The sequence below is a fragment of the Rhodococcus sp. B7740 genome (assembly GCF_000954115.1).
In the GTDB taxonomy this organism is placed as follows: domain Bacteria; phylum Actinomycetota; class Actinomycetes; order Mycobacteriales; family Mycobacteriaceae; genus Rhodococcoides.
Genome location: NZ_CP010797.1, coordinates 2,958,057 through 2,973,983, shown reverse-complemented (window position 1 = coordinate 2,973,983; position 15,927 = coordinate 2,958,057). Strand labels below are relative to the sequence as shown.

9 protein-coding genes are annotated in these 15,927 nt (G+C 67.0%); 1 reads left to right on the top strand and 8 read right to left on the bottom strand.

What is annotated here, in order from left to right:
- Window positions 1-53 precede the first annotated feature (53 nt).
- Both NY08_RS13645 and NY08_RS13640 read right to left on the bottom strand, forming a co-directional pair.
- Window positions 54-1,055 (bottom strand): type IV toxin-antitoxin system AbiEi family antitoxin domain-containing protein, encoded by a 1,002-nt coding sequence (locus NY08_RS13645; RefSeq protein WP_235386895.1) that lies wholly within the window; start codon window positions 1,053-1,055, stop codon window positions 54-56.
- Window positions 1,056-1,226: 171 nt separating this feature from the next.
- Complete coding sequence (locus NY08_RS13640; protein WP_045196889.1) at window positions 1,227-4,469, bottom strand: (Fe-S)-binding protein; 3,243 nt, start codon at window positions 4,467-4,469, stop codon at window positions 1,227-1,229.
- Between the two features lie 579 nt (window positions 4,470-5,048).
- Between NY08_RS13640 and NY08_RS13635 the strand changes: the two genes are divergently transcribed.
- Window positions 5,049-5,705, top strand: a complete 657-nt coding sequence (locus NY08_RS13635) for a hypothetical protein (protein WP_045196887.1) — start codon at window positions 5,049-5,051, stop codon at window positions 5,703-5,705.
- Window positions 5,706-5,978: 273 nt separating this feature from the next.
- On the opposite strand, the gene NY08_RS13630 is transcribed toward NY08_RS13635, so the two are convergent.
- The 6 genes from NY08_RS13630 to NY08_RS13605 form a co-directional block, all read right to left on the bottom strand.
- The gene (locus NY08_RS13630; protein ID WP_052683802.1) at window positions 5,979-7,088 is read right to left on the bottom strand and encodes a S1 family peptidase; all 1,110 of its coding nucleotides are present in this window, start codon (window positions 7,086-7,088) and stop codon (window positions 5,979-5,981) included.
- An 89-nt stretch (window positions 7,089-7,177) separates the two neighbouring features.
- Entirely contained in the window at window positions 7,178-8,476 is a 1,299-nt protein-coding gene (locus NY08_RS13625; RefSeq protein ID WP_032396082.1) for a S1 family peptidase, read from the bottom strand.
- Window positions 8,477-8,551: 75 nt separating this feature from the next.
- Window positions 8,552-10,195, bottom strand: a complete 1,644-nt coding sequence (locus NY08_RS13620) for an Hsp70 family protein (RefSeq protein ID WP_045196885.1) — start codon at window positions 10,193-10,195, stop codon at window positions 8,552-8,554.
- Entirely contained in the window at window positions 10,192-11,352 is a 1,161-nt protein-coding gene (locus NY08_RS26090) for a hypothetical protein (RefSeq protein WP_052683801.1), read from the bottom strand. The genes NY08_RS13620 and NY08_RS26090 overlap by 4 nt, the downstream gene beginning before the upstream one ends.
- A 43-nt stretch (window positions 11,353-11,395) precedes the next feature.
- Complete coding sequence (locus NY08_RS13610) at window positions 11,396-13,906, bottom strand: helix-turn-helix transcriptional regulator (protein ID WP_052683800.1); 2,511 nt, start codon at window positions 13,904-13,906, stop codon at window positions 11,396-11,398.
- Between the two features lie 7 nt (window positions 13,907-13,913).
- Window positions 13,914-15,683, bottom strand: a complete 1,770-nt coding sequence (locus tag NY08_RS13605; protein WP_045196883.1) for an Hsp70 family protein — start codon at window positions 15,681-15,683, stop codon at window positions 13,914-13,916.
- Window positions 15,684-15,927: the final 244 nt, after the last annotated feature.

Below are 15,927 nucleotides of genomic sequence, written 5' to 3'. Positions count from 1 at the left end.
ACCATACTCACGGTGTCCGATTCGGGCACTTTCGAGGGGGGTGCTCGGCAACCTCACACCGCTTGTGCAGGGTGCGCGCCCGTGTTTCGACGCGACGAGGGGCGCGCGGTCGATAGAGGGGTCGCTCGGTTGCCTACGTTGCCTCGTGCGGTTCTGTCGGCAGCGTCGCGGATCATCCGATCGACGAGCTCGGGGTGATCGAGATCCGACCAGGCGATGCGCACCACCTGGCGGCCGGTTGCGCGAATGCGATCCTCGCGACGCTTCTCGTCCCACAACACATCGGCCGCAGACTTCCCTTCGGGCACGTAGCGTCCGTACTTCACCTTGCCGTCGAATTCGACAACGGTCTCGAGGTCGGGTAGATCGAAATCCACGCGCCCGACGAAACCGCGGGAGTCCGTGATCTGCACCTGCAGCTGCGGTGTGTAGCCCAGCTGATGCAGCACTACTCGGGCACGTGACTCCCCGACACTCTCGGACCGGCCGTCCATGAATTCCGCGACTCGACGCGCCATCCGGTTGCCTGGATGGTTCGGACATGAATCCAGCGCTGCGACAACATCTTCGGAGGTGAGCCCGCGGGTCCTCGCAGCGAAGTCCCCGATGCAGACGGCCGTCTCGAACGGAAGCGTGCGAGCACAATCGGCAACCGTGCGCGCCGGACCGGTGACACGCACACCGCCGAGGTCGACGATCTCTTCGTCGGTGTACGGCGAGGTGTGCACTGCTCGAACGGCACTGCTACGGCCGCCGCCCCGGGCACGATTGCGGGTGATGTGCACCCGGCTCAGGTCGGCATTCCACACGTCGAGACCATGGAATATCGCTGCGCTCACATGGCTGACCACGGCATCGGGAGCAATGGTCGCGTCGAACACCGCCTCGGCGATGACCCGATGCTTGTCTTCCCTGGGAAGTGCGTCGAATTCGTCTCTGCTGACGAACCGTCCTGGGCGGAGTCGACGCCACGCTCGCGTTCGGCAGTAGCGCTGCAACTCTGCGTCGGAAATGCCGCGGGAGAGTGCGTCGGATCGCGAGACGATGCGGGTCATGAACGAATGCTCTCGGGCGCAATCGCTTTCGACAACCCCCACTCGGCAGATTGTGGATAACCGGTGTGCCTGTGGATAACTCGTAGGAGTGGACCTCACACCCCTACTGACGACTGCGCACCCCTGCTCTGAGGTGAGCAGGGGCGCGCAGTCGGTGAAAAGGGTGTGAGGTTACTTCCGGCGACCCGGAACCTTTGCCCCCGGAGCGAATCCGAGTCCACCGGCCTTCGGCTTGGGCGGAGTGCGATCGTCGGATTCACCTGCTGCGTCCGACGCCTCGGCCTTCGGTGCCGGTGCCTCGGACTTCGGGGCCTCGGGTGCAGCGGCTTCCTCGGTCGGCTCGGCCTTCTCGGGCTCTGCAGTCTTCGGCTCGGCGGGTGTCGCTGCGGCCGCACCGGGCGTGCGTGCGCCCGGCTTCTTGAATCCGGACTTCACGGCCAGGCCCTTGGGCTGGACGGTCGGCTTGGATTCGGTTGCGGCCTCGGTGGCGGGTGCTTCCGGGGCAGGGGCCGAAGCCGTAGGAGCCGCTGCAGCAGGAGCCTCGGACTCGGGAGCCTCGGCAGCAGGAGCTTCGGCAGCAGGCTTACCCGGTGCCTTGGCGCCTGGCTTCTTGAATCCGGACTTCACGGCCAGGCCCTTGGGCTGAACGGTCGGCTTGGATTCGGTTGCAGCCTCGGTGGCGGGTGCCTCCGACGCCGTGGCCTCGGCAGTAGGGGCTTCGGCAGCAGGCTTACCCGGTGCCTTGGCACCCGGCTTCTTGAATCCGGACTTCACGGCCAGACCCTGGGGCTTGACCGACGGAGTCGACTCAGAGGTCTCTGCGGTAGCAGGTGCTTCGGCCGCCGCGGGAGTCTCGGCAGGTGCAGGTGCAGCCGCCTTCGCGCCGGGTGCTTTGCCCTTCATTTGCAGGCCCTTGCCGCCGGGTGCCTTGCCGCCGGCCATGCCGAGACCCTTGGGCTTGGCGGCGGGTTCTGCGTCGGCACTGTCGGCCGGTGCCGCGGAACCGGGTGCCTTGGCTCCCGGAGCCTTGGCCAGACCCTTCATCTTCAGTCCGCCGGCCTTGGGAGCCGGAGCTGCCGGAGCGGACTTCGCCTCGGCGGGTTCCTCGACTGGTGCGATCCGCTCGGCCTCTTCGACCTCGGCGGCATTCTCCGTTGCCAGCTCCTCCTGAGGAGTGCGCTCGCGGGGGATGACCTTGATGTTCTCGGCCAGCACCGAGGACTCGACGCGGGTGATCGACTCGAGCATCAACTGTGCGACGTCGACGACCTCGACGCCCTCGTGTGCGCCGCCTTCCTGACGTGCGGTGACACCGTCGGTGAGCATGACGCGGCAGAACGGGCAACCCGTGGCGATCTTCTTGGGGTTGGTCGCCAGTGCCTCGTCGACCCGGTCGATGTTGATGCGCTTGCCGATGTTCTCTTCCATCCACATGCGTGCGCCACCGGCACCACAGCACATGGACCGCTCACCGTGACGCGGCATCTCCTTGAGGTTGGAGCCCGACGCGGCCATGAGCTCACGCGGGGCGTCGTACACCTTGTTGTGACGGCCCAGGTAGCACGGGTCGTGGTAGGTGATGTCCTGGCTGACCGAGGCCACCGGGATCAGCTTCTTCTGCCGCACGAGTCGGTTGAGCAGCTGGGTGTGGTGGACCACCTCGTAGTCGCCGCCGACCTGCGGGTACTCGTTGCCGAGTGCGTTGAAGCAGTGGGCGCAGGTGACGACGATCTTGCGCTTGTTCTGCTCGACACCCTCGAAGACGTTGTTCAGCGTCTCGATGTTCTGCATTGCGAGCTGCTGGAACAGGAATTCGTTGCCTGCGCGGCGAGCGGAGTCACCGGTGCAGGTCTCGTCGGCACCGAGCACCAGGAACTTCACGCCTGCGGTGGCGAGCAGCTCGGCGACGGCCTTGGTGGTCTTCTTCGCGCGGTCCTCGTAGGCACCGGCGCAGCCGACCCAGAAGAGGTACTCGTAGTCCTGGAACGAATCGGCGTCCTGGCCGAAGACCGGGATGTCGAAGTCCATCTCGTTGATCCAGTTGAGCCGGTCCTTGGAGTTCTGGCCCCACGGGTTGCCCTTGTTCTCGAGGTTCTTGAACAGACCTGCGAGCTCGGACGGGAACTCCGATTCGATCAGCACCTGGTAGCGGCGCATGTCGATGATGTGGTCGACGTGCTCGATGTCCACCGGGCACTGCTCGACGCACGCACCGCAGGTGGTGCAGCTCCACAGCACCTCGGGATCGATGATGCCGCCCTCGATGGCGTCGGCGACGAGCTTGCGATCGGCTTCGTCACGAGCGTTCTGCGGGATGGCGTCGAGCGCCTTCTGGTCGACGTTGCCCTCGGCGTCGACGAGGCCGACCTCGTCGCCCGCCATGTCCTTCTTGCCGCCGGCCAGCAGGTAGGGGGCCTTGGCGTGGCTGTGGTCGCGCAGCGACATGATCAGCAGCTTGGGGGAGAGGGGCTTGCCGGTGTTCCAGGCGGGGCACTGCGACTGGCAGCGGCCGCATTCGGTGCACGTGGTGAAGTCGAGCCAGCCCTTCCAGCTGAAGTCCTCGATCTTGCCTGCGCCGAACGCGTCGACGTCGGGGTCGGCCTCTTCCATCTCGAGGACCTTGCCGCCGGACATCATCGGCTTGGCCGGGCCGAGTGCGACGGTGCCGTCGTCCATGCGCTTGAAGTAGATGTTGGGGAACGCGGTGAAGCGGTGCCACGCGATACCCCAGTTGATGCGAGAGCCGACGATGTAGAGCCAGATCATGCCGGACATCAGCTTGATGAAGGCGAACACCGAGACCATGTTCGAGTTGGCCGGCAGGAGCTCGGCCAGGCGCATCGTGAAGAAGTCGGTGTACGGGTTCGAGTGTCCGTAGGTGGCGATCTTGCCCGCCTTGACGAACACCATGCCCAGGCCCTCGATGAGCACGACGGCCTCGACGAAGTATGCGGCCTTGAACCCGGAGCCGGCGAAGCGCGACTGACGCTCGGGCTTACGCGGGTGGTTGAGCTGGCGAATGATGATCAGCGTGGTGATGCCGATGACGGTGCCGAGTCCGAGCAGCTCGTCGATGAGGTGGTAGGCCGCGGTGTCACCGACGATGGGCCAGTGGAACTCGGGGTTGAACGTCTGGCCGTAGGCCTCGAACCAGACGATGGCACCGAGCATGAAGCCGATCATGACCAGCCAGTGCGCCCAGCCGACGGTGCGGAACTTGACCATCTTGGTGTGAGCCAGGAACTCGACGACCATCTGCTTGAAGCGAGGGACTATCGGTCGCCAGCGGTCGGGTGCCGGCTGGCCCAGTCGCACGATGTTGAACATCCGCAGGCCCCCGCGAATGAAGACGTACCAACACACGAGGCTGAGCAGAGCACCGACTGTGCCCAACGTGATCGTCAGGGCGTTCATGTCGCGGCCTTTCGCTAAAGGTGGCAGCTGGAGGGCTACCGCGGGTTCAGCCCGTCGAGCTGGATTCCGGTCTATGTTACTCGCCAGTAGTGATTCAGCTGTACTGATGGGTAACTTAGCATCGCCGGGTGAAGCGATGCTGGTGGGTGCTGAAATGAGGCCGTCCGACGGGTGGGCTGAACTCGTCAGTAGGTTGTCTCGCAGATCACCGTATGCGTATGCCGTCGAGGTGTTCTCGCAAAGGCAGCCCTTACTTGGCGGGGAGTCGCCGTATCGGTATCCAGCGGAAACCGACGCCGAGTACTGGTTGCGCTCCAGTTTCGGGGGCTACGACAGATTGCAGCGACTTCGATGGAGTTCACGTATGCCGATGCTGCACAGGCGGCGAATCCGACTGTGACAGTGAACAAGTGGTGGAGGTCGGGGCGGTTTCAGAAGGACAACGATCGGTCCGATTTGTACGCTACAATTTCGAGCGCACCACAAGTCTCAGACGCGTCATCGGGGTGACTTTGCGTTTGACGGTTGCCTAGCGGAACTGCCAAGCACCCACTGCACAGAAACGGAACTGAACTCCACATGAAACTTCGCAAACTGGCCGTCACATCGGCCCTCGTCGCAGTCGCGATGGGCCTGGCCAGCGGAACCGCGTACGCGCAGCCCGCCGAGGAAACAGCCCCCGGTGACACCAACTACACCGTCGACCTCGAAGATCGCACGATCGTCACCACCATCGATGCAGGCGTCTTCAAGGTCGCCGACGACGGCAAGACGGTCGACGTCCTCGACGCCGCCGACAACACCCTCGTGACGCTTCCGCTCTCGTTCAACCTCGGCGGACTCAACTTCCCGTACGAGCAGAACGTCGACGACAACGGCAAGACCCTGCGTCTGGTTCCGAACCTCGACTTCACGAAGGCATCGGCCAACTCGCGCAGCATCGGCGCGACGACCGTCGCCTCGCCCGAAGAGAACCTCAGGGCACAGCAGAACTTCTCGTCGCAGCTCGGTATTGCGACCGCGGTCGGTGGGCTCACCGGCACCATAATCGGAGCTGGCTTGGGGCTCATCGGCATTATCGGCGGCCCCGCAGTCATCCCGGCCGTCGTGACCGGTGCAGGCATCGGTGGCGTCGTCGGCACGATCGTCGCCGGCGGTCCCACTCTCGTCGTTGCCGGTATCGACTTGATCAACACGTTGAACGCGGCACCGGGCACCACGGTCTGGGCCAAGTAAGCATCTCTTCGCGGAAGCCCGCACTCCTCACGAGGAGTGCGGGCTTCTTGTTTTCGAATCGTTCAGGCTCCGTGGATGGTGGCGAGCGAGATGGCCTCGACGGCGATGGTGTAGGCGTAGCCGAAGAGTGTGAATCCGACGGACAGCAGTTCGGTCATGGAAGGTTCCGCCTCAGCAGTCGAACGGGTGCACTGTTCGAGCGCGACAATGCGCCTCGCAGCGATGGACTCGTCGGATCATACGGAGCGCGGGTGTGTTTGTCCGAGTGGACGCCTACGAGGTGCGGATGGTCAGACCGGGGTTCTCTGCGAGTACGTCGTTGATGGGGGTGGCGAACAGCTCGGGTCGCTGACCCTGCAGCATGCTGACGACGGTCGCGATCTCGCAGGAGGGCTGGTCTCCCACGTTCGACGCATTGGCGATGCCGACGGCGAGGGTGCCGCTGACGACGGGGCCGCCGCTGTCGCCGCGTAGCGCGCAGATCGAGGTGGAGAAACTGCGGTCCAGGACGTTGTCTCCCAGTGCCACCTGCAGACCGGTGGAAAGAATTGTGCCGCAACTGAATCCGGTTCTGGATCCGGACTTGCAGACCGGCGCGCCCACGATCGGGTCGACCGTGCCGGTGACATGCAGCGGGTCCGCTCCGGGGACTCGCACTGCGTTGCTCTCGAATTCGGCGACGTTGGCGTCGTCGATGTCGATCAAGGCGTAGTCGTTGCGCGACTGGCTCGTTCGGTAGAACGTTCCGAATTTCGAGCCCACGAGACTGCCGTACATCGGGTACGCGCCCGTCAGTGCTGCGGAGCCGGTATCGGTTGTGCTCGGATTGCAGTGGCCCGCAGTGATGTTCACCGATCCGCGCGTCGGGTCGACGGCATTGAACCCGAGCGAGCAACGTTGTCCGAGACCGGCCGGTGTGCCCGCGAGAAAGCTGTCGCCGCCGAGATACGAACTCGCACGGATCGGGCCTGCCGTCGGTGACGGATCGAAGGGGAGCAGGTCCCACAGCGGCTGGACGGCATCGAACATCGCCTGCGGGATCACGATGGGCGAGGCATCGATCTCGAAGCCGTTGGCGGACGCGGCATCTGCCACGTCGGCGCGGGTAGGTCCGTCCGCCACCGCGACGACGGGGCGTCCGTCGGCGTCCAGCCACGCGCTCGCGACCCCGTCGGATCCGACCGTATCGGTGAAGTCGGCGAGTCGACGTGCCGCGTCGGCCCGATCGAGGAATTGTTGCGGAGTCAGGCCGAGGTCACGGGCCACGGCGTCGGCGAGGGCGGGAGGCAATGGTGGTTCTGCGCTCGCGGTCGGTGCGAACACCGCCATCGTCGCCAGAATCGGAACCGCGACGAACGACAGCCGGAAAGCTCGGCGACGCATAGAAACCTCTCCCCCGGGCATCTCGTGATGTGATGCCGTTCACCCTGGAGTACGACTATAGGCGGTGAACGGCTCCCGAAGTACCCGACTCAGTCGGTTCGCAGCGTGGCTCCGGTTGCGCGCGTGACCTGATCGATGGGAATGCCCAGGCTGGCGGTGCCGCCGTACTGTGCCAGCGCGAGGTTCGCCTCGTTGCAGTCCGGTGCGCCGCCGCTGTTGGATCCGCTGGTGATGCCGAGGGCGAGTGTCCCGGTCACGATGGCTCCACCGCTGTCGCCTGCGAGAGTGCATGCGGTGCTGGCGAATCCGCGTACGGTGCGGGACGTGCCGTCCTCCATGTAGAGCTGCGTCTCGACGCGATCGGCCGCAACCACTCCACAGGTGAACGAGGACGACTGCCCGGACTTGCAGACCGGCGCGCCGATGACCGGTGATGCCGTTCCGGTGACGGTGACGGTGCTGCCGTTCGCGCCACGGACGGTGGGGCGGTCGAGTCCGGACGCGATGCCGGTGTCGTTCAACGCGATGACCGACCAGTCGAGGCCGTCCTCCGCGCCCAGACTCGACCGATCGAACGACCCGATCTGCGTGCTGCGTGCGATATCGGCCGGGTCGGGAAGATAGACCGGTGCGCCGCCGGATCCGGTGGCCTTGTCGGGATTGCAGTGGCCTGCGCTGAGATTGACGGCGGCACCGGAGGGGTCGACGGCGTTGAAGCCGAACGAGCAGATGCTGATGTCGGTGGCCGGAGCGTCGGCGATGGGTCCGGAGGTGGTGACGTAGGTGTCGCCGCCCATCGGAGTCGGGTCGACCGGCTTGTTTCCGCCGGGAGAGAGAATGACCTTGATGTTCGCCAGCAGCGTCGGCAGATTCAGTGCGCTGCCGATCGGGCTGTTCACCAGGTCGATGACGATCTGATTGTCGATGAAGTCGATGGCGGTGCCGTTGATCTGCTCCGAGATCTCGCGGGGGAGGCCTGCGATCCAACTGTTGAGATCGGCCAGCGACTTCTCGAGTCCGTCTGCCGACACGGGCGACTGCGCGGTGGCGTATCCGTCCTTGGCGACGGCCTGTGCCGCAGCAGGCGAGGTGACGGCGACGACGGCATTGCCGTCGGGCCCGATCCAGGCACCGGCGAAGTCGGCGGGACGGCTGGCCCGGAAGTCCGATGCGTATGCGGACAGTTCCTGCGCGCGGGCGGCACGATCGAGGTACTCCTGCGGGGAGATCTTCAGATCTCGCTGCACGGCCTCGACGAGCTCGCGGGGAAGCTGATCGGCGGGTGACTGGACGACGGGGTCCGCTGCTGCCGTCCCGGAGAACGAAGCAAGAAGAACGAAAGCCGTCGAACACAGCACTGCGGCACGCAGCGCCCCGGTGTTACGCATGAAATCCCTTCATCGGGTGCTTGGCATCAGCGACCCACCCTAGGGCATCGGGCGCAGAATCAGTGTTCGTCCAGGTCAGGGGTTGGTGACCGGGTCGGTAGCGGCGCTTGTCGTCGGTTCGGTGGTGGTCGTGGTCGTGGTCGTGGTGGTGGTGACCGGGGTTGTCGTCACCGGAGTCGTGGTGACCACCGGTGTCGTGGTGGGGACCACCGTCGTCGACGCGGGCACCGGCACAGGCGGCGGGGCAGGCTGGGGCGCGGGCGGGACGTACGGCTCGTACGTCGGCTCGTCGATCACCTCCGGAACGACGACGGGCTCGACGGGGCTTGCGGTGGTGGTCGACGGCGTGCGAGTCGAGGTGACGATCGGCGAGCCGGCATCGGTGACGGTCGGAGGCGTCGCGGCGGGGCCGGATCCGAACACTCCGCTCACTGCCGCGATCGCGAGCACGATGACCACGCCTGCCGCTGCGCCCGCCACGATGGTGGCGATCGTTCGGGAGCGCTCGCTGCGTTCCTTCTTCGCCCCTGCCGATGCGTCGACAACCGGGGTGGCGGGAACGTAACCGGTTGTCGCGGCTTTCTCGTCGACCGGAACGATCGGCTCGGATCGAAATTCCGAATGGTCGAACACCGGAGCGACCGCGGGAATGGCCTCGGAGAAGGCGAGCGACGGTTCCGGCGCGACGACCGGGATGGCGTCGGTGTCGAGGGACTCCGTGCCGTCGTTACGGGTGACGATCGGCGCGGCACCGGTCACCAGGGAGTTGCCGTCGACGTCCTCGACCTCGGCGAGTACCAGTGCGCCGCGGGTCGCAGCGAGCGGCTCGACGAGGACTCGGCCCGACGAGCGTTCACCGAGGTGCGTCGCGACCGACGGGAGTGCGGCGCTGGCACCGGTGAGTATCACGGTGCCGGTCCCCGGTACGTCGAGCCGGTGGAGCAACGGCGCGACGAGGTCCGCGAACTCGGCTCGTGTCACCGTCGTGGACTGCGAGACACCGGGAAGTTCGACGGAGATCGTGGCGGTCTCGGCGGTGCTCAGGGTCTGCTTGGCCGCCTCGCACGAGGCGACGACGCCGGCAAGGGCAGCCAGCACTGCCGCGTCGGACAGGTCGATGTGCTCGCGATCGGTCACCACGTGATCGAAGAGTGCGTCGGTGAAGGCGTCTCCGCCGACGCCGGAGACACGGACGGTCCCACCTCCGGGATAGGTGGAGATGTCGGTGCCGGTGGCTCCGATGTCGACCACCGTGACCGCAGCCGAAGAGCTCGGCTGCGCGAACGCGCTCGAGGCTTTGGCGTCGGGCACCAGGGCAACCTCGGCGAGGCCGGTGTGATCGAGGGCGTCGCGCAGCAGGGCGACGGCGGCCCGGGTCCACCGCATCGGGTACGTCATGGTCGTGACGGGCATGTCGCCGACCACGCCGTCCTTCGCCGACACCATCGTCACGAGGCAATTGGCGGCGTTGGCCATCAGGTCCTCGGCGCGGTAGGCGTCGGCGTCGGGCTCGAGATCCTCCTGCTGACCGACCAGATCGACGAACCGGGTGAACGGGGCCGTGTCGGCCGGTTCACCGAGGTGGGCGCGGCCGTCCTCGTCGAAGCGCAGGGTCGTCGGCAGGACGACGATCGTCGGTTCGTCCTCTACCGAAGCGCGGTAGGCCGCGACGGACCTGGTGTTGCCCACGGTGATTCCGAGGTGACCGGTACCGCTCATCGAGTGTCCCCTGTCGATCGGTCGTTCGGCTCTCGGTCGGAAGTTGTGCCGCCGCGGGCCGCCGGAACCTGCTCGGATGCAGTCTGCTCGGTGTCCTGGCCGGATTCGGGAGTCTCGGTGGGCGGATCGGTCGGCTCCTCGACCGGCAGTTCCGGCTCGACCGGTTCGACGAAGATCGGAGGCTTTTCGGGGGTGGTGTCCTCGGGTGCCTCGTTCGCAGGGCGTGTCGAGATCTCGGTCTCGGTCGGCTCGCTCCGCGGGAGGTCGGAGATTTCGGTCGGAGTCGTCTCCTCCGCGAACGTGGTGGTCGCGGGCAGCGGAACGACGGGAGCGATCTCGGCGGCAGGCTCGAGAACGACGGTGGGGAAGTCGATCGGGCCACCCGATCCGGAGCCGATCGAGGACGTCGGCGGCACCACCTGGGCATTGTCGATGGTGGGGACCGCGGTATCGGTGGACGTACCGAGTTGCAGCGCGACGAGTGCGGCACCGACGGTCAATGCAGCAGCGAACGCCGCCGCAGCGAAGAGTGGGCGACGGTCGGATCCGTTCGGGGAGACCACCGCGAACCGCTCGGTGACGGCATCGACGGGGAATTGAGCAGCCAGAATCGCAGCACCGCGGGCGGCGGCGACGGCGGAGTCCTTCTTTTGCAGGGTCTGCAGGACCGACGCGTTCCATGCGGCGAGCGCCTCGGCCTCGGGCACCAGCGAGACGTGGGCGAGGCCGTGTGCGTTCATCGCCGAACGCAGAGCGAACACCTGCTCGGCCGTCCAGCGGGCAGGGTAGGTCGCGGCCGCCGCCAGATCGCGCGGCTGCAGATCGATCGACGACGCGACCTCGGTGAGCAGGCACAGCAGGGCCATCGACGTCAGCTGCTCGGCGGGCAGAACAGTGCCCTTGCTGCCGCTGACACCCACGCCGTCGGCGAGGGTGTCGAGAAAATGTGTGTAGGCCTCGGACTCGTCGTCGGTCGCATCTCCGAGCGAGACGGTGCCGTCGGGATGAGTGTTGAGCACGGTCGCGTGCAGTGACGCCAGGTGCAGCGAGGGTCCGGGCGCGATCGGATGGGACACGGCGGCGACGGCGCGCTCGTCGTCCAGGTAGAGGCCGACATCCGGTGCGCCGACACTCGCACTGCCGGGCTGCTCGGTCATGGTGCTGCTACCTGTTCTCGACTCGGGGAGTGGTGCTCGGTCGTTATGTCGCTCCCGGTCCCCGCACAGTTACAGGGTCGACGCCCACGCTGGTCGAGGCCCCGTAGCCCATGGCGCGCAGCATCGAGATCAGCTCCGATCGCGACTGGGCACCGAGCCTGCGCCGGATGCGGGCCACATGATGCTCGACGGTCTTCGGGGAGATGTAGAGCCGGCTGCCGACCTCGCGATAGGTGACTCCGAGGACGAGCAGTTCGGCGACCTCGGCCTCGCGTTCGCTCAGCGAGCCCGTCGGCTGCGGCGTCGACCGCGGGTTGTCGCGCCCGGTCGAGCTGGGTTGGCGCAACGACCTGGCGATGTGCAGCAGCGACGTCGCCGTCGCAGTATCGGTGACGGTCAGGGCGGCCTCGCTCGCCAGTCGGGCTCCGTCCCATGGCAGCCCGAAGGCGGTGAGGGTGCGCGCGGAGGTCTCCACCTCGGTTGCGTCGGGTCTGCCCTGCAACACCCCGAGCCATGCGCGACCGGCAGCGGCGAGAGCGGCGCTGTACGGGTGAGTCGGAGCGGCAGCGGCCAGGGCCTTGGCGTGCGGCACCAACGCGTCGGGAGTCTGGGCCACGATGGCCGCCTGCACCTGGTACCAGTGCAGCGCCGACGCCCAGACGGGCGGATCGCCGAGCGCTGCGAGCAGATCGGTTGCCTGCGACACCAGATGTTCGACGCGGTCCACCTGGCCGAGTCGCGTTGCGGCCAGTAGCAACTCGCCCAGGGGCAGCAGCGCGAACAGGTCTGTGGAGTACTCGGCGATCACGCTCTGCGCCTGGGTCCATGCCGTGATCAGTGACCCCGAGTCACCGGACCTACGAGCCAGACCCACCCGAATCGCGTGCAGAAACAACTGATTGCGCACGTGCGACACCGGAATCCGCAGCGCCTCGATCGCGGCACCGGCATCGGCGGTCTCTCCCCGCAGCATCGACGCCCAGGCCCCGACGAGGCTCAGCCTGGTGTGCGCCTCGGAACCAGGACGATGTTCGCCGAGTGCCCGCGTCACGATGGAATCCACCCGGGGCAGATCGCCGCAGTGCACCGCGTGCAAGGCCGACACGGCAGCGGCAGTATCCGGTGTGCACGAGCGATCGGAAGTAGTGCCCGTCAACGTCATTGCCCGCATCAGTGCATTCGCACTCGCACTCGACGCCGCTGCGTTTCGCGAATCGATCGACCCGATCACTCCGGCGACGAGCAGGCTGCCCGACGCGGTACTCGACGTCGGCGCGAGAGCGGACACGGCAGCCATGGAACGGTCGGCGGCGCTGCGATCACCGGCTGCCGCGGCGGACAGGGCAGCCCACACGGCGTCGGGTCCGAGTCGATCCTCGCCGAGCCACGCGAACAACTGCGCACTGCGCGAGGACATTCCGCGTTGCGCCGCAATCGACGCCGACACTCGCACTGCGGTCCGCAGATCCGCCGCATCGCACCCCGCGGCGCCGTCGAGAATCGCATCGGCGAATCTCGCCGCCTCGTCCAGATCCCCGGTGGCCGCCGCGACCTCGGACCGTCTCGCAGCCAGCATCATCGAATCGAACCCTGCCTCGACGGCCGCGCCGTACAGGGCACCGGCGGCATCGACGGGAGTCGAATCCGCCTGCTGAACAAGGTAATCGGCGAGCCCGGCATGAACGACGCCGCGCTCCGCCAACGCACGGGCCGCGGTGGCGTCGAGCAGGCGGGATCGGGTGGCGACCTCGGTGATCGACGAGAGCAGGACGCGGCAGCGCCCGTCTCCGATCATCTCGATCAGCGGGGCCTCGGCGGACGGAATCAACGTGCCCGTGGTGTCGAGCATGCCGGAGCTGCAGGCCAGATCGACGATCGACTCGACATCGGTCGCACGCGGAACGACCTGCGCGGCCGATGCCGGGTCGGGCGTGACGCCGAACCGAGCTGCGAGCAGCAGTGCCCGTGTGTCGTCGGTGGTCTCGATCAGCATCCGACGGTGTTGTTCGGCAATCGATTCGGCGACCACGCGAAGCGGAGCCGGATCGGAACGGTCCCCGCCGAGCGCACCGAGGGCCGCGTCGACAGCGGCGAGAACTCCGCCGGTCGCCTTCGCGACGGCAGCGGCGAGCGACGCCGAGATCGGCCGGACGGTTGCTGCTGCCCTGGCCGCGATGGCCACCTTGTCCAGCGGAACCAGTGTCAGTCGGTTGGAGCCGGCGGACGCGATCAGCTTCTCGATGCGTGAATCGAAACTGCGCGGCGCGGTGGCGACGATCAGAGTGATATCGGATCGGGTTGCAGCCGCTGCGATCTCGTCGAGACGCTGCTCGGACAGCAGGTGCGCATCATCGACGAGAATCGTCGAGCCGGACGGAGCGTCGGCGATGGTGCCCGCGTACACGTCCGTCGACGCCGCAACGGACTCGAGAACCGCGGATCGGCCGGAGCCGTTCACTCCGACGACGACATGAAATCCGTTGGCGACGAGAGCATCACGGACGAAGCGATCGGCACGCTCGACGCCGACGAGTCCGGAACGCGTACTGGTCACGATCGACCTATCGGCCGGTCAAGCCGCCGAGGGCTCCGCCGAGTCCGTCACCGACGCCGCCGACGACACCGCCGAGCCCGTCACCGACGCCGCCGACCACTCCGCCGAGCCCGTTACCGACGCCCTGTCCGACATCGCCGAGGGTGGGGCCCTGATAACTGGGAACCTGCACGCTCGGTGCCTGCGGAACCTGCACGGCAGGCGGTTGGTAGTTGGGAACGGTCGGAGCAGCGACGGACGGGACAGTCGGAACCGTGGCCGCGCCGTTGTCGGCGGGGGCTGCAGCAGGCGCTCCCGCGACCGGAGCGCCGGTGGCGGGGTCGATCTGCGTCACCGTGCCGTCGGCGTTGACCACCGTGGTCGGTGCGCTCTCGGATCCGGTTGCGGCGACACCGTTCTCGCCGGTGGCCGCCGTCGTCGTAGCGGCATCCGCCACCGCTGCGGTGGTTCCCGGCGTCTCGGTGCTCGAGATCGACGTTTCCGCGTTCGATTCGGCCGGAGTGGTGTTGTCGGAGGTCAACGCCGTTCCCACCGACAGGCCTCCGCCGGCCAGAAGGGCGAGGACGAGAACGGATCCGGCCACGACGCCGGCCTTCTTGCGACCGGACATCCCTGCGTCGGATTCGACGGCGGTTGGCGTCGGTGCCGGCCGGGGCGTGGGGCGGGGCATCGGCGCGGCCGCCGCAGCGGACGCCACTGCCGTGGTGGGTGCCGCGGCCAAGGCTGCGGCGTCGTCGGACGCGGTGGCGTCGGCGATGTCGCTGCCGAGAATCGCGGCACCGATTGCGACGGTCAGTTCGGGACGCGGTCCGGCGACCACGGGTGCACGCAGTTCGGACGACATCAGCTCGGCGACCAGTGGTATGGCCGAGCTGCCACCGACGAGGACCACCTGGTCGATGTCGGTGACGTCGAGGCCGGCGGCCGTGACGGCGTCGCGTACCACCCCGATCGACCCGAGCAGAGATGCGCGCACCAGTTCTTCGAGCTCGGAGCGCACCAGGCGAACCTCGGTGTGCAGGCCCGGCAGGTCGACCGTCAGGGAAGTCGAGGTGTCGTAGGAGAGTTGTTCCTTCGCTTCACCGCAGCGTGCCCGCAGTTCCACCAGCGCGCCGACGGTATCGGGATCGAAGGGATCGAATTCGAAGGACTGGCTGCCCGAGACGGTGTCGAGCACGTACTGCATGATCGCGTGATCGAACTGCGCTCCGCCGTACTCCTGCGAGTGAACCCCGGTGCCGACGGTGCCTGCCTCGGAGCCGGTGCGCATCAGAGTGACGTCGAGTGCGGTCGCACCGAGGTCGTAGACCACGGCCAGGCCATCGGACTGCGTTCCTCGGGTGACTTCGAGCCAGCGCATCGTTGCGACGGACTCCGAGACCAGCGTGACGTCGGAGAGCCCCGCGCGGTCCAGCGCGTCACCGAGAACCTCCGCGGTGTACGCGGTCCAGCGAGTGGGGTGAGTGACGACGACGGTAGGAGCGGACTCGGTTCCGGCGGAGGCCTCGGCGACGAGCGCGCGAGCAGCGGTCGCGTACAAGTCCTCGGCGTGATGGCTGCGGCCGTCGTCGTCGATCAGTTCCACCGGATCGCCGACCCGGTCGGCGAAGCCGCTGATCAGATTCCGAGTGGACCGGTCCCACGGCTCTGCCAGACGCGGGGCTTCGCCCGGGCGGAGGTCGAGTGCCGAACGCTTGACCACCGAGGTGACGGGATCGGTGTCCAGTGCGGCCGCCGCCGTCACCGAACCGATACGTATGCCGAGCCCTGCGTTCATCGTCGTGTCGCCGCCTTCGTCTCGCCCTGCCGTCGGTAGTACTGCCGTTACTCGCACTGTCGGCAGAAGCTACCTATTCGTTACGTCTCACAGCAGGTTAGAGCGTGAAACGAGTGAAATCCCCTAAAGCGCCGAGATCCCCTAATCGAAGTCCCCTGGCAACCCCCGGGGAGTAGGGGGATCGGCCCCGTTGGGCGGGGGCTCTGCGGTGCATAGCTTTGTGATCAACCACGAAGCACCCCTC